Consider the following 19,341-nt stretch of genomic DNA (forward strand, 5'->3'; position numbering starts at 1 on the left):
ACATTGAAGAGTATACCGATGGCCATGACGGCCCACTCCACCACGCGCATCCCGGCCCGGTGGCAGGACTACGTCCAGCTGCTGAAGCCGCGCGTGATGTCGCTGGTGGTGTTCACCGCGCTCACCGGCCTGATCTGCGCCGACCGGGCGATCCACCCGGTCCTGGGCGCCGTCGCCATCCTCTGCATCGCGGTCGGCGCCGGCGCGTCTGGCGCGCTCAACATGTGGTACGACGCCGACATCGACTCCAAGATGCGCCGCACCCGCGGCCGCCCGGTGCCGGCGGGGCGGGTGCAGGGCTCCGACGCCCTGACCCTGGGCGTCGTCCTGTCGCTCTTCTCGGTGATGCTGATGGGCATGGCGCTGAACTGGCTCGCCGCGGGGCTGCTCGCGTTCACCATCGTCTTCTACGCCGTGGTCTACACCATGTGGCTGAAGCGCTGGACGGCGCAGAACATCGTCATCGGTGGCCTGGCGGGAGCCCTGCCGCCGGTGATCGGCTGGGCCGCGGCCACGGGCTCCGCGCCGCTGAACGCCTGGCTCTTGTGCCTGATCATCTTCATGTGGACGCCGCCGCACTTCTGGGCGCTCAGCCTCTACACCTCGGAGGACTACGCCAAGGCGGGCGTGCCGATGATGCCGGTCGTCGCGGGCGCGGCCGCCACGCGCCGCCAGATCCTGGTCTACAGCCTGCTGTTCGCCCCCATCTGCCTGCTGCCGGCCTTCACCGGCCTGGGCGGGGCGGTCTACCTGGGCGTGGCGGCAGCCGGGGCGGTGGTGTTCCTGCTGCTGGCGCTGCGGCTGGCCCGCAGCCACGCGGGCGAGGCGGCCGGGGATCGCAAGGAGGGCCTCTACGACGTCCGCGCCGGGGCCAAGGACGCGCGAAACCTGTTCGCCTTCTCGATCCTCTACCTGACCCTGCTGTTCGCGACCCTGCTGGCCGAGCACCTGATGGGTCTGCCGCCTTTGGAGCTGCTTGCCCGATGAGCGATCCCGCCCGCGAGAGCGAAACCGAACAGAAGGCCCGGCGCGGCCGCAACATCGCGCTGGCCCTGGGCCTCGTGCTGTTCGTCATCCTGATCTTCGTCGTCACCCTTGTCAGGCTCGGGGCCAATGTCGCCGACCGCCCGCTCTAAGCTCACGCCGCAGCAGCGGCGCAACGCGCGCCTGGGCCTGATCTGCGGCCTGGGCTTCTTCGGCATGGTGGGCGTCGCCTACGCCTCGGTGCCGCTCTACCGCGCCTTCTGCGAGCTCACCGGCTTCGACGGCACTGTGCGCAAGGCCTCGGTCGCGCCGGACCAGGTGCTGGACCGCACCCTGAAGGTGCGTTTCGACGCCAACGTCCGCGACCTGCCCTGGACCTTCGAGGCCGAGCAGACCTCGCAGCAGGTGAAGATCGGCGAAACGACGCTGGCCCATTTCAAGGTGACCAACACCTCGGACAAGGCGGTCACCGGCCGGGCGGTTTTCAACGTCACGCCGCAGCAGGCCGCGCCGTTCTTCCAGAAGCTCGAGTGCTTCTGCTTCACCGACCAGACCATCGGCCCGGGCCAGACCGTCGACATGCCGGTGCTCTATTTCATCGACCCGAAGTACGCGACCGACTTCGAGACCAAGGGCAAGAGCGAGGTCACCCTCTCCTACACCTTCTTCCCGGCGGTGGACGCCAAGCAGGCCGCCGCCCCGAAGGGCGCAAAGGCGGGCTGAATCGGCCCCTTTCCCCTTGGCGGGAGCGGCGGCGCAAGGCTATAGCGTGCCCGACTTTGACCGCGCGCGAATCTCTCCGCGCGCGTTGAGCCAGTTCGAGGGATTAGGACCGCAATGGCCCACGGCGAAGTGAAGCACGACTACCACCTGGTCGATCCGAGCCCCTGGCCGTTGATCGGCTCGCTCTCCGCCACGGTGATGGCGCTGGGCGGCGTCATGTGGATGAAGGGCCTGTTCGGCCAGCCGGAAGGCACCTGGTGGCTGTTCGCCGCGGGCCTGACGGGCGTGCTGCTCACCATGATCGGCTGGTGGATGGACGTGGTCCGCGAGGCCAACAAGGGCGACCACACGCCGGTCGTCTCCATCGGCCTGCGCTATGGCATGGTGCTGTTCATCGCCTCGGAGGTGATGTTCTTCGTCGCCTGGTTCTGGATCTTCTTCGAGATGGCGCTCTTCCACGAGCACCGCACCCTGGCCTCGATCGAGGAGGTGCGGACCGCCTGGGAGACCTGGCCGCCGCACGGCGTGCACACCGTTCCCGCCTGGGAGCTGCCGCTGGTCAACACCCTCACCCTGCTGCTCTCGGGCACTACGGTCACCTGGGCGCACCACGCGCTGCAGCAGGGCGACCGCAAGGGCGCCAAGATCGCGCTGGTGCTGACGATCCTGCTCGGGATCATGTTCACCGCCATCCAGGCCTACGAGTACAGCCACATCTTCAGCCACGGCTACTTCTTCAACGAGGAAGCGGCGAACTCCGGCCTGTACGGCTCGTCCTTCATCATGGCGACCGGCTTCCACGGCTTCCACGTGTTGGTGGGGACGATCTTCCTGACCGTGTGCCTGATCCGCCTGATGGGCGGCGGCTTCACCCCGCAGCGCCACTTCGGCTTCGAGGCGGCGGCCTGGTACTGGCACTTCGTCGACGTGGTCTGGCTCTTCCTGTTCGCCTTCGTCTACGTGATCTTCGCCGGCTCCGGACACTGATGTGGCCCAGGCCAACCCCCTTGCAGCGGGGCTGGCCGGGCGCTGCCCGAACTGCGGCGAAGGCCATCTGTTCGCCGGCTTCCTGAAGGTCGCGACGCGCTGCGAGGCGTGCGGATTCGACCTGGCCAAGGCCGACTCCGGCGATGGCCCGGCGGTGTTCGTGATCATGATAGCGGGCTTCGTGGTGGCCTTCGCGGCGCTGTTCACGGAGATCGCCGTCCGGCCGCCGATCTGGGTGCACCTCATCGTGTGGCTGCCGGCGACCGCGATCGTCTGCCTGCTGCTGCTCAGGCCCATGAAGGGGCTGATGCTGGCCGCGCAGTTCAAGAACAAGGCCTCCGAAGCCCGCCATGACTGAGCGCCGGCGCTTCCCGGTCGTCCTCACCCTCGTCACCCTCGTGGCGCTGGCCATCCTGGTGGGGCTTGGCTCGTGGCAGCTGCAGCGGCTGGCCTGGAAGCGCGAGCTGCTGGCCCGCCTCGAGGCGCTGGAGAAGGCGCCCCCCGTGCCGCTGATCTACCTGATGGACGAGCTCGCCCGCGGTGAGGACGTGGAGTTCCGGCGGGTGAAGGTGACCTGCCCCGGACTTTCAAAGGCGCCCTACCTCGAGCTCTACGGCCTGCACGAGGGCCAGGCCGGCTCGCGCCTGATCTCCGCCTGCGACGTGGAAGGCGGGGGGCAGGGGACCATTCTCGTCGACCGCGGCTTCGTCGGCGACACCATCTCCGCCCGACCTCCCGTCGACCCGGCGGACCGCACCCCGGTGGAGATCGAAGGCCTGCTGCGCAGGCCCGACGCCCGCACTTTCGTGACGCCCCCGAACCGGACCGAGGCGAACCGCTGGTTCTCGCGCGACATCCCGGCCATGGCCGCCGCGCTCAAGGCGCCCGCCGCCGCGCCCGCCTTCCTGATGGCCGAGACCTCCACCAATCCGGAGTGGAAGGCGCTGGTCCCGGCTGCGGCGCCCAAGGAGATTTCCAACCGGCACCTGGAGTACGCCGTCACCTGGTTCGGCCTTGCCCTGGCCCTGGCCGGCGTCTATGCCGCCCTGCTCTTCAAGCGGCTGAGAAGATAGATGCGGTACGTCTCGACCCGTGGGCAGGCGCCCTCGGTCGGCTTCGTCGATGCGGTGCTGGCGGGACTGGCGCCCGACGGCGGCCTCTATGTGCCCGAGACCTGGCCGCAGTTCTCCCGTGAGCAGATCGCGGACTTCGCCGGCCGCCCCTACGCCGAGGTGGCCGCCGCGGTGATCGGCGCCTTCGCAGGCGACGAGGTCGAGCCGGACGTCCTGCAGGAGATGTGCCGCGAGGCCTATTCCACCTTCAGCCATCCCGCCGTCGTGCCGATCGTGCAGATCGGGCCCGAGGCCTTCATCGCCCAGCTGTTCCACGGGCCGAGCCTGGCCTTCAAGGACGTGGCCATGCAGATCCTGGCCCGCCTCTACGACCACGTCCTGGGCGGGCAGAACCGCCAGCAGACCATCCTGTGCGCCACCTCGGGCGATACCGGCGGCGCCGCCGTCGAGGCCTTCCGCGGCGCCAAGCACGTGAAGGTGGTGGCGCTCTTCCCGGAGGGCCGGATCAGCGAGGTCCAGCGCCGCTTCATGACCACGGCCGAGGAGCCCAACATCGCCTGCGTGGCGGTGTCCGGCACCTTCGACGACTGCCAGGCCATCGTGAAGCAGGCCTTCCAGGACAAGGTGCTGCGCCAAGCTGTCGACCTGTCGGGGGTCAACTCCATCAACTTCGCGCGCATCGCGGCCCAGGCGGTCTACTACTTCACGAGCGCGGTGGCGCTCGGCGCGCCGCACCGGCCGGTGAGCTTCTGCGTGCCGTCGGGCAACTTCGGCGACGCCTTCGCCGGCTACGTCGCCAGCCGCATGGGCCTGCCCATCGCGCGCATCGTGGTGGCCACCAACTCCAACGACATCCTGGCCAAGGCTTTCGAGACTGGCCGCTACGAGCGCGGGGTGGTCCAGCCGACGCTGTCGCCGGCCATGGACATCCAGGCGGCCTCTAACTTCGAGCGCCTCTACTTCGAGGGCGTTGAGCGGGAGGCGGACGAGACCGCGCGCGCCTTCGACGCGTTCTCCAGCGCCGGCGCCATCGACATCCCGCCCTCTGCGCACGCGACGATGCGCGAGCTGTTCCGCGGCGTGGCGGTGGGCGAGGACGAGACGCTGAGGACCATCGTGGCGACGCTCAACGAGACCGGCGAGCTGATCGACCCGCACACTGCGGTGGGCGTGGCGGCCCTGAAGCGCAGCCCGGACACGCCGGGCCCGGTGGTGGTGCTCTCCACCGCCCATCCCGCCAAGTTCCCCGACGACGTGCAGCGCGCCAGCGGCGTCACGCCCGCCCTGCCGCGCGGCGCGGCGGACCTCGGACGCCGCCCCGAGCGTTTCGAGCGCCTGCCCCCGGAAACGGAGACCATCAAGGCCTATGTCCGCGCCTTTGCAGAGGCCTGATCCGATGACGCCGCGCGTCCACACCCTGGCCAACGGGGTCCGGGTGGTGTGCGACCCCGTACCGGGCCTGCAGACCGTGGCGCTGTCGGTGGTGGCCGGCCGAGGCGCGCGCTGGGAGGACGAGAGCCGCTCGGGCTGGTCGCACCTGCTGGAGCACATGGTCTTCAAAGGCGGCGGCGGGCGCAGCGCCAAGCAGATCGTCGAGGTGATCGAGGCCGAGGGCGGGCACATCAACGCCGCCACCGGCTACGAGCGCACCAGCTTCCAGATCCGCGCCCTGTCCCATGGACTGGACCTGGGCTCGCAGGTGATCGCCGACCTGGTGCAGCGGCCGACCATGGACGCCGGCGACCTGAAGCGTGAGAAGCAGGTCATCGCCCAGGAGATCGCAGAGGCGGCTGACACGCCCGACGACCTGGTCTTCGAGCTGGCACAGGAGGCGGCCTTCGAGGGCCAGCCGCTGGGCCGCTCGATCCTCGGCACGACGAAGTCCATCGCGGCGGCTACGCCGGAGACCCTGGATCTGTGGCGGGTCGGGCTCTACGCGCCCGAGACCCTCGTGGTGAGCGCCGCGGGCGCCGTCGACGAGGACGAGCTGCTGCGCTTGGCCGAGCGCGACTTCGGCCACATGGCGCCCGGCCGCGCGCTGGCGGTGGCCGAGCCCACCCAGTTCGCCGGCGGGGTGCGCGCCAAGGCCAAGCGGCTGGAACAGGCAAACCTCGTCCTGCTGCTGCCCGCGGTGGGCGTGCTCGATCCCGACTACTTCACCCTGCGGCTGCTGGCCGAAATCCTCGGCGGCGGCATGGCTTCGCGGCTGTTCCAGGAGGCCCGCGAGAAGCGCGGCCTGGCCTACGCCATCGACGCCTACTCCGAGACCTATTCCGACGTGGGCGTGCTGGGCGTCTTCGCCGGGTGCGCGGCGACCGACGCCGAGGAGCTGGCGCGGGTGGCGGCGGGCGAGATCGCCGGCATGACCACCCTCGTGGACGAGGCCGAGCTGGCGCGCGCGAAGGCCCAGCTGAAGGGCTCCATGTTCATGGGCCGGGAGTCGGCGCTGGCGCGCGCCGAGCAGGCCGCCGGCCAGGTGCTGATGTTCGGCCGCACCCTCGACCCGGAGATCGTCGCCCGTGAGGTGGACGCGGTCATGGCCGGCGACATCGCCCGGCTGGCGACCTGGATCCTCGGCCACAAGCGTTCGGCGGTCGCCGTGCTCGGCCCGAAGACCGCTCTGCGCGCCGCGCCGGTGTTCGAGGCCGCCCTGTTCGGCCTGGGCGCGGTGGACTTCACCCCCACCTATTGACGCGCGGGCGAATTCGGCGAGGCTGCCGGAAATGGCCTTGCTGGACTGGATCTCGCCGGAGAGCGGCCTTCGCGTCGAGGGCGAAGGGATCGTCCTGCGGCCGCCGCGGGCGACGGACTATGCCGACTGGCGGGAGCTGCGCGCCGCCAGCCGCGCCTTCCTGCAGCCGTGGGAGCCCACCTGGCCGTCAGACGACCTGTCGCGCGCCGCCTTCCGCCGGCGTTTGACCGCCTATGCCCGCGACCGCGAGGCGGGCACGGCCTATCCGTTCTTCGTCTTCCGCAGCTCAGACGACGCGCTCAGCGGCGGGATCACCCTCTCCAACGTGCGCCGCGGCGTCGCCCAGATGGGGTCGGTCGGCTACTGGTGCGGCAGGCCCTTCACGCGCCAGGGCCTGACGCTGGCGGCGGTGAGGGCGCTGTCGGAGTTCGCGTTCCGCACGCTGGGCCTGCACCGGCTCGAAGCCGCCTGCATCCCCGACAACCAGCCCTCCCGCACCCTGCTCCTGAAAGCCGGCTTCGCCGAGGAGGGCTACGCAAAGGCTTATCTGAAAATTAACGGCGTCTGGCGAGACCATGTCCTGTTCGGGCTGGTCACGCCGTATGGCGGCCACGACGGTCCGGACGAGGGGGTGTCGGTCTAGGCCGACGCCGGGGCTCATTCGACTTAAGGCCGCATGCCGGGCGATCCGTGGATCTGGGATGCGACGGGCACGCTCGAGGCGCTGGGCGCTGCCGACGTCGCCCTGTGGATGTGGGAGCCGGACCGCGACCGCTTGCGCCTGACCGGCGCCACCCGCGCCCTCGGCCTCGGCCCGCTTGCCCCCGACTGCTCCTCCGCCGCCCTGCGCGCGCTCTCCCTGCCCCAGGACCGCGCCGTGGCCGACGACCTGCTGAGGATCCAGGACCCCGGCACGGAGATCGCCGTGCGGCTGCGCATGCGCGGCGGCGTGGTCTGCATCTGGCGCGGCGTGTGGCTGGAGGAGGGCCGGCGCGCCGCCGGCGTGGCCGCGCCGGAGACCAAGTTCGCCGGGTCCGACCAGGACCCGCTGACCGGCCTCCTCGACCGCAAGAGCTTCGTCCTGCGCGCCCGCGAGCGGCTGCAGACGCCCGGCCGCCACGAGCTGATCGTCGCCGACCTGGACCGCCTGCGCCGGCTGAACGAGGCGCTGGGGCACGAGCGCGCCGACCTGGTGCTGGCCGCGCTGGGCTCGCGGCTGGCCGCCGCCTTCCCGCCCGAGGCGCTGCTGGCGCGCATCGGGGAGGACGAGTTCGCCGCCTTCACCCCGGCCGAGGCCTCGCCGGGCGCCGAGGCGCTGCGGGCGGCGCTCGAGCAGCCGCTGCGGGTCGCCGGGTTCGACATCCATCCGACGCTCTCGATCGGCGCGGTTGGGGCCGCCGGCGGCGCCGATGCGCCGGAGGCCGCGGAGCTGCTGCGGCGCGCCGAGCTTGCGGTGGAGTCCGCCAAGAAGAATGGCGGCCGCGGCGGGGCCGCCGCCTACGGCCGAGGCCTGGAGACGGACGGGCTGTCGCGCCTGGCCCTCGAAGGCGACCTGAAGGGCGCGCTTGGGCGCAGCGAGCTCACGCCGTACTACCAGCCGATCGTGCGGCTCTCGACGGGCGCTCTGTCGGGCTTCGAGGCGCTCGTGCGCTGGCGCCATCCCCGCCGCGGGCTGCTGCTGCCCGAGGAGTTCCTGCCGCTCTGCGAAGAGATGGGCATGATGCCGGCCCTGGGCGCGATGATGATGCGCGAGGCCGCCCGTCAGCTCGCCGCCTGGCGCCTGCGCCACGCCGCGGCCGGCGAGCTTTCGGTGGCGGTGAACCTCTCCACCGGGGAGATCGACCGCCCCGACCTCGTGTCCGACGTTGCCGCCATCCGCGACGAGACCGGCCTGCCGCCGGGCGCCCTGAAGCTGGAGGTCACCGAGGGCGACGTCATGCGCGATCCGGAGCGCGCGGCGGAAGTGCTGGGCGCCCTGCGCAAGGCCGGCGCGGGCCTGGCGCTGGACGACTTCGGTACCGGCTTCTCCTCGCTGAGCTATCTGACGCGGCTGCCCTTCGATACGCTCAAGATCGACCGCTACTTCGTGCGCACCATGGCCACCAACGCCGGCTCGCAGAAGATCGTGTCATCCGTGGTGAAGCTGGGCCAGGACCTGGAGCTGGAGGTGGTCGCCGAGGGCGTCGAGAACGCCGGCATGGCCCGCGCGCTGCTGTCCCTCGGCTGCGACTACGGCCAGGGCTTCGGCTACGCGCCTGCGCTCTCGCCGCAGGAGGCCGAGGTCTACCTCAACGAAAGCTACGTCGACGGGGCCGCGCCGCTGAAGGCCCGCGGCAGCGCGGGCTAGGCCCGACCGGCGACGAAGCTCAGCTTCTGGGGGTCGATCCCCAGCTTCTGCAGGGCGCGGGTCCACTTCGCCTCGTGGTCGGACCCGAAGATCAGGCTCTCGTCCGGATCGCAGGTCAGCCAGACGTTCTCCTTGATCTCGTCCTCGAGCTGGCCGGCGCCCCAGCCGGCGTAGCCCAGGGCCAGCAGCGCCCGGCGCGGATGCTCGCCGCTGGTCATCGCCTGCAAGGCGTCGCGGGTGGGGGTGAGCGCCAGGTTGGGCGGCACCTCGATGGAGTGCTCGGCCTGGTAGTCGTCGGTGTGCAGCACGAAGCCCCGCTCGCGCTCGACGGGGCCGCCCATCAGCACCAGGTCGCGCGGCGCCTTGATGGCGTCCTTGATCTCCAGCCGCTCGAGAATGTCCGGCACGGTCATCCCCTCCACGGGCCGGTTCACGGCCAGGCCCATGGCGTGGCGCTCGTCGTGCGCGCAGACCAGGATGAGCGCCCGCTCGAACCGGGGGTCGGCGATCCCCGGCATGGCGATCAGCAGTTGGCCGGTGAAGTAGCCGTCGTCCATCGGGCCGACTTTGAAACCCTGAGCGCGGCGCTTTCAAGGTCCGTCTGCACGTGCTTGGTTGCGGCGGGCGTCGTTGTCGCTATCTGACAAGCGCGACCATTCCAGGAGGACGGGCCATGACCATCCAAGTCGGCGACAGGCTGCCGAACGTGACGCTCACCCAGGCGACCGCCGAAGGCCCGAAGCCGGTCTCCAGCGAGGAGTTCTTCAAGGGCAAGAAGGTGGCGCTGTTCGCCGTCCCGGGCGCCTTCACCCCGACCTGCTCGGCCAAGCACCTGCCGGGCTTCAAGCAGCTGGCCGGCGACATCAAGGGCAAGGGCGTCGACACCATCGCCTGCGTCAGCGTCAACGACGCCTTCGTCATGCGCGCCTGGGCCGAGGACCAGGCGGTGGGCGAGGACATCGTCATGCTCGCCGACGGCGGCGGGGCCTTCGCCAAGGCCGTCGGCCTGGAGTTCGACGCCAGCAAGTTCGGCATGGGGACCCGCTCGCAGCGCTACTCCATGATCGTCGACGACGGCGTCGTGAAGGAGCTCAACGTCGAGCAGCCGGGCGAATTCAAGGTCTCCGCCGCCGACTACCTGCTGGCCCAGCTCTAGGGCCTCACGGCCGCGCTTGCCGCGCGGCCGCGGCTCCCCATCTCACCACCTCTTTCCGGAAATGAGGGTGTGATGGGGCGCGTATCCAGCTCCTTTGGCCGCGGCTTGGTGTCCGCGGCGATGGCCGTCGCAATCGGCGCCGGGGGCTCGGCCGCCGCGGCCTCGCGGCCCAAGCCGAACACGGACGAGTACCGCAAGAGCTGGGGCCTGGAGGCCATCGGCGCCCAGGCCGCCTACGCCGCTGGCCTCAGCGGCCGCGGCGTGACCGTCGCCATCGTGGACTGTGGGCTGCAGCAGGCGCAGCGGGAGCTGCTCCGCAACGTCTCCAAGAAGTCCACAGACGTGGTGACCGACCGCGCGCTGCCCGCCGTGGACCGCCACGGCAGCCTCGTGGCCGGGCCGCTGGCCTCGGCGCTGAACGGCCGCGGCATGGTGGGCGTCGCCTACAACGCCACGGTGCTGTCGATCCGGGCCGACGTGGACGGCGGCCTCGACGGTCAGTGCGCCTTCCGCCCCGCCGACCTGGCCAAGGGGCTGGACTACGCCCGCGAGCAGAGGGCGCAGGTCGTGGTCCTGCCGCTGCAGGGCCGGAAACCGCTCGGCGATCGGTTCGAGACCGCCCTGAAGCGGCTGGTGGACAGCGGCGCCGCCGTCGTCATCGCCGCGGGCAACCGCGAGGGCGCGGAGCCCACCTGGCCGGCGCGTTACGCCGCCGATGCCCGCTACTCGGGCTCGATCGTCGTGGCCGGCGCCACGGGCTACTACGGCGAGATCACCCGCTGGTCGAACAGGGCCGGCGCGACCCAGCCCTGGTATATCGCAGCCCCGGGGGAGTGGATCCTCACGGACTGCGCGCGCAAGTGCCGGCTGCGGTCGGGCACGTCCTTCGCCGCGCCCTATGTGGCCGGCGCCATCGCCCTGACGCTGGAAGCGAACCCCGGCATGAGCGGCCGCGACGCCGCCGCCCGCGTTCTGGCGACCGCCCGCGACGCCGGCGAACCTGGCGTGGACCCGGTCTACGGTCGCGGCGTCCTCGACCTGACGCGCACCTTCGCGGACGACTGAGGGAAGGGCCGGCTGAGGAACTTCGAGCCGGCTTCCCCGAACCGCCAGGGCGCCTCGACGCCCTTGGTGATGCCGATGCGCGGGCCCTCGATCAGCCCGGCGTTCGTCCCCGGATGCAGCTCGAACGGCGCAGCCTCCAGCCTCATGCCGTCGTGCTCCCGCGTGATCGCCAGCGCCTGGCACAGCTTGCCGGGGCCGGAGCAGAGCGCGCGGGCATCGGCGAGGCCGCGCCGCTCGGCCATCAGCTCCAGGCCCTGGGTGGGCTCCAGGGCCCGGATCAGCACGGCGCTGCCGGGATCCGGCCCGCACACGACGTTCAGGCACCAGTGGATGCCGTAGGACCGGTAGACATAAGCCCGGCCGACCGGACCGAACATCACCGCGTTTCGGGGCGTCGGGCCCGTGAAGGAGTGCGAGGCTGGGTCCTCGTGGTGGTAGGCCTCGGTCTCGACGATACGCCCGCCGGCGCCGCCGACCAGCAGGGTCCAGCCGATCAGTTCCTTGGCCACCTCGACCGGATGCCGGCGCCAGAGCGCTTGACGCACGGTCGGGTCGAGGCGCGGAATGTCGGCAAAAGAAGACGCCATCCGGGAGGATTTCGCATGCCGTACGTCGAGGGCCAAACCATCCACGACGCGGACTCCCACGTCATGGAGCTGCCGGGCACAATCAATCGGTACATCGACCCGAAGTTCCGCGACGCCTTCGTGGAGAAGACGGGGCGCAAGGACGTGCTGCCGGAGTGGTTCGCCAAGGCGGCGGAGAAGCAGCGCGACCCCGAGTTCCGCGCCGGCGCGGAGGCCAACATCCTGCTGCGCAAGAACTACGAGGCGCTGGGTGCCTTCGTCGCCGATGACCGCCCGAAGACCCTCGACTACCTGGGCTTCGCCAGCCAGCTGGTGTTCACCACCGCCTGCCTCTCCAACTTCGGCCTGGAGCAGATGGGCGAGGTCGAGCTCGCCATCGAGACGGCCCGCGCCCACAACCGGATGATGACCGAGTTCTGCTCGGTGGACCGTCGGCTGCTGGCCACTGGCTACGTGCCGCTGATCGACCGCGCCCGCGCGCCGGAGCTGGCCCGCGAGGCCATCGCCATGGGCGCCAAGGCCATCATCGTCCCGTCGCGCCATCCGCCGGGCTTCTCACCCAGCCACGTGGAGCTCGATGCGCTCTGGGCGTTGGTCGAGGAGGCCGGCCTGCCGATCCTCTTCCACGTGGGCGGCGAGGAGAAGATGCACCGCGACTACCTGGAGAATGGCCTGCCCTACGTGAAGGACTTCCACGGCGGCGACGAGAATTTCACCTCGCTCACCTTCATGGCCATCCCGCTCAGCGTCTGGCAGACCCTCTCCGCCCTCGTCGTCGACGGCGTCTTCGACCGCTTCCCGAACCTCAAGTTCGGCGCCATCGAGCTCGGCGCCTCGTGGCTGCCCAGCCTGATGAAGTTCCTGGATTCCGGCGTCGCCGCCTTCGGGCGCGAGGAGCGGCTGCAGAAGCTCACCGGCAAGCCGTCGGAGATCCTGCGCCGCCAGCTGCGCGTCACGCCCTATCCGCACGAGGACACGCGCTGGATCATCGAGAACTCCGGCGAGGAGATGATCCTGTTCTCCTCCGACTTCCCGCACGTGGAAGGCGGCCGCAATCCGCTGAAGCGATTCAACGACAGCCTCGAGGGCGTCAGCGAGCGGGCGAAGCGCCGCTTCTACCGCGACAACTTCATCGACCTGATGGGCAAGGGCCTGGACCCCGCGCTGCACGACCTGCCGACACTTGCCGCCGCCTAGGGTCGAGCCGCTCGCCTGGACCGACCCGCCGCTGGGGGAGGTCGTCCTGCCGGGCGCAACGATGCGGCTGACGCTGGGCGTGGGCTCCGGCCTCGCGCGGCGGCCGGGCGATCCGCCGGGCCGGATCTGGGGGATCGGAGACCGGGGGCCGAACATCAAGATCGCGGCCGCCGTCCAGCGCTACGGCCTCGAGCATCTGCGCCCCTTGGCCGGCGTGGACGGCGCCAAGGTGCTGCCGCGGCCGGACCTTGGTCCCACGCTCGCCGAGCTGCAGGTCGGGGCGGCCGGCGTCGAGCTGGTCCGCACCCTGCGGCTGACGACGTCCGACGGCCGGCCGCTATCGGGACTGCCGCTGCCCGGCAGCCGGGAGGCGGACATGGAGCCCGCCTTCGACCTCGACGGCCGCCGGCTTCCCGCCGATCCCTACGGCGCCGACACCGAGGCGGTGGTCGCGCTCTCCGACGGCTCCTTCTGGGTGGCGGAGGAATATGGCCCGTCCCTGTTGAAGGTGGACGCCGCCGGCGGCGTGCGCCGCCGCTGGACCGCGGCCGGCCTCGACCTCCCGGGCGCCGAGGCCGTGCTGCCGGCTCGGGCGCTGGAGCGGCGGCTGAACCGCGGGTTCGAGGGCCTGGCTGTCTCGGCCGACGAGCGGCGCCTGTACGTGGGCTTCCAGAGCGCGCTGCAGGGCGCCGGGCCGGGCTCCACCCTCATCTGGACGCTCGACGCGCAGACCGGCGCACTGCTGGCCGAGCACCTCTACCCGTTCGATCCCCCCGCCAGCTTCACGGCCGACGAGGACGTCTCGCAGAAGGACCTGAAGGTCTGCGAGCTGGTCTGCGTGGGCGAGGACCGGCTGCTGGTGCTGGAGCGGGTGACGAAGAGCGCCCGCATCTACCGTGTCGAGCTGAGCCGGCCGGCGCTCACCAAGACCCTGGTCTTCTCCACGGACGACGCGCCGGAGGTCGCCGCCGACCTGGAAGGCCTCGCCCTAGTTTCCGACCGCGAGCTGATCCTGGCCACCGACAACGACTTCGGCGTCGAGGGCGCGCAGACCTGCTTCTATCGCCTGAGCTCCGACGCGCCGCTCTAGCCGGCCAGCGCCGCGGCCGGCATGCGCTCCAGGTCCTCGACGCCCTCGCAGACGCTGTCGGCGAGGCCGGGCGCCGTCGACAGCACCTGGCCCGCGTAGAGGCGCGCCAGCGCCACCTTGCCCTGCAGCCATGGGTCGTCCGAGCCCGCGGCCGCGGCGCCCTGGCGGGCCAGGATCCAGCCGCCGATCACGTCGCCGGCGAGCTTCAGGTAGGGCGTGGCCGCCGCCGCCGCCGGCGCCCCGCCGTTGGCCAGGATCCAGTCGGTGGCCCGCTCCAGGGCGGCGACCCCGGCCGCGAGCCGGCGGCCCACCGGCGCCAGCTCCGGGCCCTCCGTCAGGCCCTGCGCCGTCAGCAGCATCTCGGCGCACAGCTCGCGCATCACCGCGCCCTGGGCCATCGGGACCTTGCGGCCCACCAGGTCCAGCGCCTGGATGCCGTTGGTGCCTTCGTAGATCGGCGCGATGCGGGCGTCGCGATAGTGCTGGGCCGCCCCCGTCTCCTCGATGAAGCCCATGCCGCCGTGCACCTGCACGCCGAGCGAGGCCACCTCCACGCCGACGTCCGTGGACCAGGCCTTGGCGATCGGCGTGAGCAGCTCCTGCCGCGCCCGGGCCGCGAGCCGCTCCTCCTCGCTGTCGGCGAACCGCGCCAGGTCGGCGAGCACGCCGGTCGTAAGGCAGATGCCCCGCGCCGCCTCGATCTTGGCCTTCGACAGCATCAGCATGCGGCGCACGTCCGGGTGGCCCCAGATCATCCCCTGGGCGTCCCAGGCGGCCCGGCCCTGCTTGCGTTCCTGGCTGAAGGCCAGCGCCTGCTGGAAGGCCCGCTCAGCGATGGCCACGCCCTGGACGCCCACCTGCAGGCGCGCGGCGTTCATCATGACGAACATGTGCGGCAGGCCCTGGCCCAGCTCGCCGACCAGCTCGGCCTTGGCGCCCTCGTAGAGCATCACGCAGGTGGGCGAGCCGTGGATGCCCAGCTTGTGCTCGATGGAGCCCGGCCGGAAGTCGTTGCGCGCGCCCAGCGCCCCGTCGTCGCCCAGCTCGAATTTGGAGGTCAGGAACAGGCTGATCCCCTTGATCCCCGAAGGCGCGTCGGGCGTGCGGGCCAGCACCAGGTGGACGATGTTGTCGGTCGCGTCGTGGTCGCCCCAGGTGATGAAGATCTTCTGCCCGTAGAGCCTGTACCCCCCGGCCCCGTCCGGCTCGGCCCGGGTGGTGAGCGCGGCGAGGTCGGTGCCGGCCTGCGGCTCGGTCAGCACCATGGCCCCGGTCCACTCGCCGGAGACCAGCTTCGGCAGCACCAGCCGCTTCTGCCGCTCGGTGCCGTGCTGGGTCAGCGCCTCGATGGCCGCCTGGGTCAGCATGGGACACAGCCCGAACGCCATGTTGGCGGCGTGCACCATCTCGAAGACCGCCAGCTCCATGGGCTTCGAGAGCCCCTGGCCGCCGAACTCCGGCTCGGCCGAGAGAGAGTTCCAGCCCTGCTCGGCGAACTGGCGGTAGGCGTCGGCGAACCCCGGCGCGGCGCGCACCACCCCGTTCTCGAACGTCGCCCCCTCGATGTCGCCTCTCCGGTTCAGCGGGGCCAGCACGTCGGTGGTGAAGGCCCCGGCCGCCTCCAGCACGGCGGCGACGGTGTCGGCGTCCAGGTCCGGATAGGCGCGCTTCAGCAGCGCGTCGTGGCCGACGGTCGAAAGTGCGAACGCCAGGTCGCGGACGGGGGCGCGGAAGGTCATGGATCGGGCTCCTCAGGCGCGTCTTCTAGTCCGACGACGTCGCGGGAGGCTAGAGAGGGGCATGACCGAGGCTTCGCAAGATCCCCGCGCGGTCGGCAGCGGCCGCTACGCCGCGGTCGCCATCGCGCTGCACTGGACCATCGCGGCGGCCATCCTGCTGCAGATCGTGCTCGCCTCGCGGATGGAGGACCGCAGCCCCGAGGCCTTCGCCGTCGTGCAGCTGCACAAGTCGGTGGGGATCACCATCCTGCTGCTCAGCCTGGTGCGCCTCGCGTGGCGCCTCCTCAACCCGCCGCCGCCGCTTCCCGAGACCATGGCGCGCTGGGAACGCACCCTGGCGAGGCTCACCCACGCCGGCTTCTACCTGGTCATGGTCGGCATGCCGCTGACCGGCTGGATCATGGTCTCCACGAGCGAGATCCGCATCCCGACCCTGCTCTTTGGCCTCGTCCCGTGGCCCCACCTGCCGCTGGCGGGCGAGGCCTGGCACGACGTGGGCGAGGGCGTCCACGAGAGCCTGATCAAGGTCTTCTACGTGCTGGCGGCCCTTCATGTGGCCGGGGCCCTGAAGCACCAGCTGTTCAGCCGCGACGAGCCGGTGCTGGCCCGGATGGCGCCCGGCGCACGCGCGGGCCGCTGGTTCGAGCCGCGGCTGTTCCCGATCGGGCTCGCAGCGCTGGCGGTCGCCGGCTTCGGGCTCGTCGTCCAGCCGCCGGCCGGGGTGGCCACGCCGCGGCAGGCCACGTCGGGGGGCGGCGAGCCGCTGGAGGCGCAGGAGCCGCGGGACGTGGAAGGCGGCGACCGCTGGTCGGTGCAGCCCGGCTCAAGCGTCACCTTCGCTACCGCCTGGGGCGGCCGGCCCATCGAGGGCCGCATCGGACGCTGGGACGCCGACATCCGCTTCGATCCCGCGGAGCTGGAGAAGGCGCGGGTGCGGGTGCGGCTCGATCTCGCCTCCGTCACCACCGGCGACCGGCAGCGGGACCAGGCGCTTGGCGGGCCCGACTGGTTCGACCTGGGGCGGCATGCCCGCGCCGAGTTCGAGGCCGAAGACTTCCGGAAGACCGCGGGCGGCTTCGTGGCGCACGGAACGCTCACGATGCGCGGCGTCAGCCGTCCGCTGGACCTGCCGTTCCGGCTGACCATCGCGGGTGACCGGGCGCAGGCCCAAGGCGAGGTCGCCTTGGATCGCCGCGACTTCGGTGTGGGCCAGGGCGAGTGGGCCCGAACCGATCAGGTGCCGGGGCAGGTGCGCGTGCGCATTGGCCTCGTCGCCGCCCGTAAGCGCCAGCAGGGCTAGGGGCTGCGCCTCCGCCGGTGTAACCACCCCCTGTGGACGACGAGAAAGCCATTTCCCGCGGAGTCGCGGCCTTGCGGGGCGGCGGGCTGGTGATCCTGCCCACCGAGACCGTGTACGGCCTGGCGGCCAACGCCGCCAACGCCCGCGCCGTGGCGAAGGTCTACGAGGCGAAGGGCCGTCCGGCCTTCAATCCGCTGATCGCCCACGTGGCCGACCTCGCCATGGCCCAGGAGATCGCGGAGTTCGACGAGCGGGCGCTTCGGCTGGCGCGGCGGTTCTGGCCCGGTCCCTTGACGCTCGTCCTGCCCGCGCGGGGGACCGGCGTCAGCGACCTCGCCCGCGCCGGCCTCGACTCCGTCGCCGTCCGTGCGCCGGCGCACCCGCTGTCGCATGCGCTGATTAGGGCCTTCGGCGGCCCCATCGTGGCGCCCTCCGCCAACCGCTCCGGCCGGCCCAGCCCGACCAACTTCCTCGACGCTATCGAGGAGACCGGAGAGTTCGCGGAGGCCGCCCTCGATGGAGGTCCCTGCCGGATCGGGCTGGAATCCACGGTCATCGCCCTGCTCGACAAGCCGCGGATGTTGCGGCCGGGCGCTGTGATGCGGGCCGAGGTCGAGCTGATGATCGGCCCGCTGGCGGAGGCGGACCTGGACGCGAGCCGCTCGCCGGGCCGCCTGTCCCGCCACTACGCGCCGAAGCTGCCCGTGCGCCTCGGCGCCGTCACGCCGCTGCGGCGGGAGGCATTCCTCGCCTTCGGCGAGGCGCCGGCGCGTCCGCACGTCTGGAACCTCAGCCCCTCCGGCGACCTCGCCGAGGCCGCCGCCAACCTCTTCGCCTATCTGCGCGCCGCCGACCGCAGCGGGGCCAGCGGCATCGCCGTGGCCCCGATCCCCGACGAGGGCCTGGGCGAGGCGATCAACGACCGGCTGAAGCGCGCGGCTGGGTTTGTCGGCTAGGCGCGGCTATCTTCCTGCCATGACCGCGCCCGTGCCCGCCGACGTGATGTCCCGCCTGAAGGCGGTGCTGGGCGAGGGCGGCTGGAGCCAGGACCCGGAGCGGCTGGCCCCGAAGCTCCTGGAATGGCGCGACCGCTGGACCGGCACGACCCCATTCCTGGCGCTGCCGAAGAGCACTGAGGACGTGGCCGCGGTGGTTGGCATCTGCTTCGAGGCCGGCGTGCCGATCACCACCCAGGGGGGCAACACGGGGCTGGTGGGCGGCCAGATCCCGCAGGGCGAGGTGCTGCTCTCGACCGAGCGCATGCGGGCTGTGCGCGACCTCGACGCCTTCGACGATGTGGTGGTGGCCGAGGCGGGCGTGACGCTGGCCGCCGTGCACGAGGCCGCCGCCGGCGTGAACCGGCGCTTCCCGGTGGGGCTCGCGTCGGAAGGCACCGCCACGGTGGGCGGGATCGTCTCGACCAACGCCGGCGGCACCCAGGTGCTGCGCTACGGCATGGTGCGCAGCCTGGTGCTGGGCCTGGAGGCCGTGCTGCCCACCGGCGAGGTCTGGAACGGCCTGAAGCGGCTGCGCAAGGACAACACCGGCTACGACCTGAAGCAGCTCCTCATCGGCGCCGAGGGTACGCTGGGCGTGGTCACCGCCGCGGCGCTGAAGCTCTATCCGGTGATGGCGTCGCGCGCCGTGGCCATGATCGGGGTGGAGAGCCCGCGCGCGGCCATCGAGCTCCTGGCCCGGGCCAAGGAGGAGACCGGCGGCGCCGTGGAGGCCTTCGAGTTGATGGGCCGGCTCGGCGTCGATTTCGCCCTCAAGAACATCGCCGGCACGCGCGATCCGCTCGCCGAGCCGCATCCCTGGTACGTGCTGGCGGAGTTCTCGTCCGGCGAGCCGGGCTCGGCGGAAGCGGCCATGTCGCGCTTCCTCGAGGCCGGCCTTGAGGCCGGCCTGATCCGCGACGCCGTCGTCGCCCAGACGGATGCCCAGGCAAAGGCGCTGTGGGCCATCCGCGAGAACCAGTCGCCGGCCCAGAAGCCGGAGGGCGCCACCTGGAAGCACGACGTCTCGGTGCCGGTGAGCCGCGTGGCGGGGTTCCTGGAGCGCGCCACCGCGGCCATGCAGGCCTTCGCTCCGGGCAGCCGCATCGCCGCCTTCGGCCACATGGGCGACGGCAACATCCACTATGACGTGCTGCGCCCCGACGGCGGCGACGATGCGGCCCACGCGGCCCGGCGCGATGAAGGCTCCCGCATCGTCCACGACATCGTCGCCGAACTGGGCGGGTCGATCAGCGCCGAGCACGGCCTGGGCTCCATGAAGACCGAGGAGGCCCGCCGCTATAAGTCGGCCGTGGAAGTGGCGACCATGGCGGCGATCCGCGCGTCGCTCGACCCCAAGCGCATCATGAATCCCCGGGTGCTGTTCTAGCGCTTCCCTTCACCGC

Annotated in this window: 20 protein-coding genes; 17 read left to right on the top strand and 3 right to left on the bottom strand. The window is 71.6% G+C overall.

What is annotated here, in order from left to right; genetic code table 11:
* The first annotated feature begins 18 nt into the window (after positions 1-18).
* From VIL76_RS17025 to VIL76_RS17070, 10 genes are all read left to right on the top strand, one after another.
* Entirely contained in the window at positions 19-987 is a 969-nt protein-coding gene (locus tag VIL76_RS17025) for a heme o synthase (RefSeq protein WP_332046229.1), read from the top strand.
* Entirely contained in the window at positions 984-1,136 is a 153-nt protein-coding gene (locus VIL76_RS17030; protein ID WP_332046230.1) for a hypothetical protein, read from the top strand. The genes VIL76_RS17025 and VIL76_RS17030 overlap by 4 nt, the downstream gene beginning before the upstream one ends.
* The gene (locus VIL76_RS17035; protein ID WP_332046231.1) at positions 1,114-1,707 is read left to right on the top strand and encodes a cytochrome c oxidase assembly protein; all 594 of its coding nucleotides are present in this window, start codon (positions 1,114-1,116) and stop codon (positions 1,705-1,707) included. Before VIL76_RS17030 ends, VIL76_RS17035 begins: the two co-directional genes overlap by 23 nt.
* A gap of 114 nt (positions 1,708-1,821) precedes the next feature.
* Positions 1,822-2,694, top strand: coding sequence for a cytochrome c oxidase subunit 3 (locus VIL76_RS17040; protein ID WP_332046232.1), 873 nt, complete (start codon positions 1,822-1,824; stop codon positions 2,692-2,694).
* Position 2,695: 1 nt separating this feature from the next.
* On the top strand, positions 2,696-3,052 hold the full coding sequence (locus VIL76_RS17045) for a DUF983 domain-containing protein (RefSeq protein ID WP_332046233.1): 357 nt from the start codon (positions 2,696-2,698) through the stop codon (positions 3,050-3,052).
* The gene (locus VIL76_RS17050) at positions 3,045-3,767 is read left to right on the top strand and encodes an SURF1 family protein (protein WP_332046234.1); all 723 of its coding nucleotides are present in this window, start codon (positions 3,045-3,047) and stop codon (positions 3,765-3,767) included. Before VIL76_RS17045 ends, VIL76_RS17050 begins: the two co-directional genes overlap by 8 nt.
* On the top strand, positions 3,768-5,159 hold the full coding sequence (gene thrC, locus VIL76_RS17055) for a threonine synthase (protein WP_332046235.1): 1,392 nt from the start codon (positions 3,768-3,770) through the stop codon (positions 5,157-5,159).
* A gap of 4 nt (positions 5,160-5,163) precedes the next feature.
* Positions 5,164-6,459: a pitrilysin family protein gene (locus VIL76_RS17060; RefSeq protein WP_332046236.1), complete on the top strand. Its 1,296-nt coding sequence runs from the start codon at positions 5,164-5,166 to the stop codon at positions 6,457-6,459.
* 31 nt (positions 6,460-6,490) lie between these two features.
* Positions 6,491-7,102 carry a GNAT family protein gene (locus VIL76_RS17065; RefSeq protein WP_332046237.1) on the top strand — a complete coding sequence of 204 codons (612 nt, stop codon included), beginning with the start codon at positions 6,491-6,493 and terminating at the stop codon, positions 7,100-7,102.
* Positions 7,103-7,135: 33 nt separating this feature from the next.
* Positions 7,136-8,806 carry a bifunctional diguanylate cyclase/phosphodiesterase gene (locus tag VIL76_RS17070; RefSeq protein WP_332046238.1) on the top strand — a complete coding sequence of 557 codons (1,671 nt, stop codon included), beginning with the start codon at positions 7,136-7,138 and terminating at the stop codon, positions 8,804-8,806.
* Here VIL76_RS17070 and VIL76_RS17075 read toward each other — a convergent pair.
* Entirely contained in the window at positions 8,803-9,363 is a 561-nt protein-coding gene (locus VIL76_RS17075) for a YqgE/AlgH family protein (RefSeq protein ID WP_332046239.1), read from the bottom strand. The two genes, VIL76_RS17070 and VIL76_RS17075, sit on opposite strands and share 4 nt — an antisense overlap.
* A gap of 116 nt (positions 9,364-9,479) precedes the next feature.
* Here VIL76_RS17075 and VIL76_RS17080 point away from each other — a divergent pair, with 116 nt between their 5' ends.
* A complete protein-coding gene (locus tag VIL76_RS17080) occupies positions 9,480-9,962 on the top strand; it encodes a peroxiredoxin (RefSeq protein WP_332046240.1) in 483 nt (160 codons plus the stop codon).
* A 120-nt stretch (positions 9,963-10,082) separates the two neighbouring features.
* Positions 10,083-11,027, top strand: coding sequence for a S8 family peptidase (locus VIL76_RS17085; protein WP_332046241.1), 945 nt, complete (start codon positions 10,083-10,085; stop codon positions 11,025-11,027).
* Here the strand turns inward: VIL76_RS17085 and VIL76_RS17090 are convergent.
* Entirely contained in the window at positions 10,979-11,614 is a 636-nt protein-coding gene (locus VIL76_RS17090; RefSeq protein WP_332046242.1) for a DNA-3-methyladenine glycosylase, read from the bottom strand. The two genes, VIL76_RS17085 and VIL76_RS17090, sit on opposite strands and share 49 nt — an antisense overlap.
* Positions 11,615-11,629: 15 nt before the next feature.
* Here VIL76_RS17090 and VIL76_RS17095 point away from each other — a divergent pair, with 15 nt between their 5' ends.
* Both VIL76_RS17095 and VIL76_RS17100 read left to right on the top strand, forming a co-directional pair.
* Complete coding sequence (locus VIL76_RS17095; protein WP_332046243.1) at positions 11,630-12,811, top strand: amidohydrolase family protein; 1,182 nt, start codon at positions 11,630-11,632, stop codon at positions 12,809-12,811.
* Positions 12,798-13,901, top strand: coding sequence for an esterase-like activity of phytase family protein (locus VIL76_RS17100; protein ID WP_332046244.1), 1,104 nt, complete (start codon positions 12,798-12,800; stop codon positions 13,899-13,901). Before VIL76_RS17095 ends, VIL76_RS17100 begins: the two co-directional genes overlap by 14 nt.
* Here the strand turns inward: VIL76_RS17100 and VIL76_RS17105 are convergent.
* Positions 13,898-15,640, bottom strand: a complete 1,743-nt coding sequence (locus tag VIL76_RS17105; protein ID WP_332046245.1) for an acyl-CoA dehydrogenase — start codon at positions 15,638-15,640, stop codon at positions 13,898-13,900. The two genes, VIL76_RS17100 and VIL76_RS17105, sit on opposite strands and share 4 nt — an antisense overlap.
* Before the next feature lie 61 nt (positions 15,641-15,701).
* Between VIL76_RS17105 and VIL76_RS17110 the strand changes: the two genes are divergently transcribed.
* The 3 genes from VIL76_RS17110 to VIL76_RS17120 are packed head-to-tail and all read left to right on the top strand — an operon-like array spanning position 15,702 to position 19,325.
* Positions 15,702-16,940, top strand: coding sequence for a cytochrome b/b6 domain-containing protein (locus VIL76_RS17110; protein ID WP_332046246.1), 1,239 nt, complete (start codon positions 15,702-15,704; stop codon positions 16,938-16,940).
* 32 nt (positions 16,941-16,972) lie between these two features.
* Positions 16,973-17,896 (top strand): L-threonylcarbamoyladenylate synthase, encoded by a 924-nt coding sequence (locus VIL76_RS17115; protein ID WP_332046247.1) that lies wholly within the window; start codon positions 16,973-16,975, stop codon positions 17,894-17,896.
* Between the two features lie 19 nt (positions 17,897-17,915).
* Positions 17,916-19,325, top strand: coding sequence for an FAD-binding oxidoreductase (locus tag VIL76_RS17120; RefSeq protein WP_332046248.1), 1,410 nt, complete (start codon positions 17,916-17,918; stop codon positions 19,323-19,325).
* The last annotated feature ends 16 nt before the right edge of the window (positions 19,326-19,341 follow it).

It is taken from the genome of Phenylobacterium sp. (genome assembly GCF_036563285.1).
Classification (GTDB): Bacteria; Pseudomonadota; Alphaproteobacteria; order Caulobacterales; family Caulobacteraceae; genus Phenylobacterium.

Bases quoted from the DNA above. Each gene is read 5' to 3' on its own strand.
- VIL76_RS17050 (WP_332046234.1), top strand. From the start codon at position 3,045: ATGACTGAGCGCCGGCGCTTCCCGGTCGTCCTCACCCTCGTCACCCTC.
- VIL76_RS17085 (WP_332046241.1), top strand. From the start codon at position 10,083: ATGGCCGTCGCAATCGGCGCCGGGGGCTCGGCCGCCGCGGCCTCGCGG.
- thrC (WP_332046235.1), top strand. From the start codon at position 3,768: ATGCGGTACGTCTCGACCCGTGGGCAGGCGCCCTCGGTCGGCTTCGTC.
- VIL76_RS17030 (WP_332046230.1), top strand. From the start codon at position 984: ATGAGCGATCCCGCCCGCGAGAGCGAAACCGAACAGAAGGCCCGGCGC.
- VIL76_RS17110 (WP_332046246.1), top strand. From the start codon at position 15,702: ATGACCGAGGCTTCGCAAGATCCCCGCGCGGTCGGCAGCGGCCGCTAC.
- VIL76_RS17025 (WP_332046229.1), top strand. From the start codon at position 19: ATGGCCATGACGGCCCACTCCACCACGCGCATCCCGGCCCGGTGGCAG.
- VIL76_RS17105 (WP_332046245.1), bottom strand. From the start codon at position 15,640: ATGACCTTCCGCGCCCCCGTCCGCGACCTGGCGTTCGCACTTTCGACC.
- VIL76_RS17120 (WP_332046248.1), top strand. From the start codon at position 17,916: ATGACCGCGCCCGTGCCCGCCGACGTGATGTCCCGCCTGAAGGCGGTG.
- VIL76_RS17065 (WP_332046237.1), top strand. From the start codon at position 6,491: ATGGCCTTGCTGGACTGGATCTCGCCGGAGAGCGGCCTTCGCGTCGAG.
- VIL76_RS17040 (WP_332046232.1), top strand. From the start codon at position 1,822: ATGGCCCACGGCGAAGTGAAGCACGACTACCACCTGGTCGATCCGAGC.
- VIL76_RS17080 (WP_332046240.1), top strand. From the start codon at position 9,480: ATGACCATCCAAGTCGGCGACAGGCTGCCGAACGTGACGCTCACCCAG.
- VIL76_RS17070 (WP_332046238.1), top strand. From the start codon at position 7,136: ATGCCGGGCGATCCGTGGATCTGGGATGCGACGGGCACGCTCGAGGCG.
- VIL76_RS17095 (WP_332046243.1), top strand. From the start codon at position 11,630: ATGCCGTACGTCGAGGGCCAAACCATCCACGACGCGGACTCCCACGTC.
- VIL76_RS17090 (WP_332046242.1), bottom strand. From the start codon at position 11,614: ATGGCGTCTTCTTTTGCCGACATTCCGCGCCTCGACCCGACCGTGCGT.
- VIL76_RS17035 (WP_332046231.1), top strand. From the start codon at position 1,114: ATGTCGCCGACCGCCCGCTCTAAGCTCACGCCGCAGCAGCGGCGCAAC.
- VIL76_RS17060 (WP_332046236.1), top strand. From the start codon at position 5,164: ATGACGCCGCGCGTCCACACCCTGGCCAACGGGGTCCGGGTGGTGTGC.
- VIL76_RS17075 (WP_332046239.1), bottom strand. From the start codon at position 9,363: ATGGACGACGGCTACTTCACCGGCCAACTGCTGATCGCCATGCCGGGG.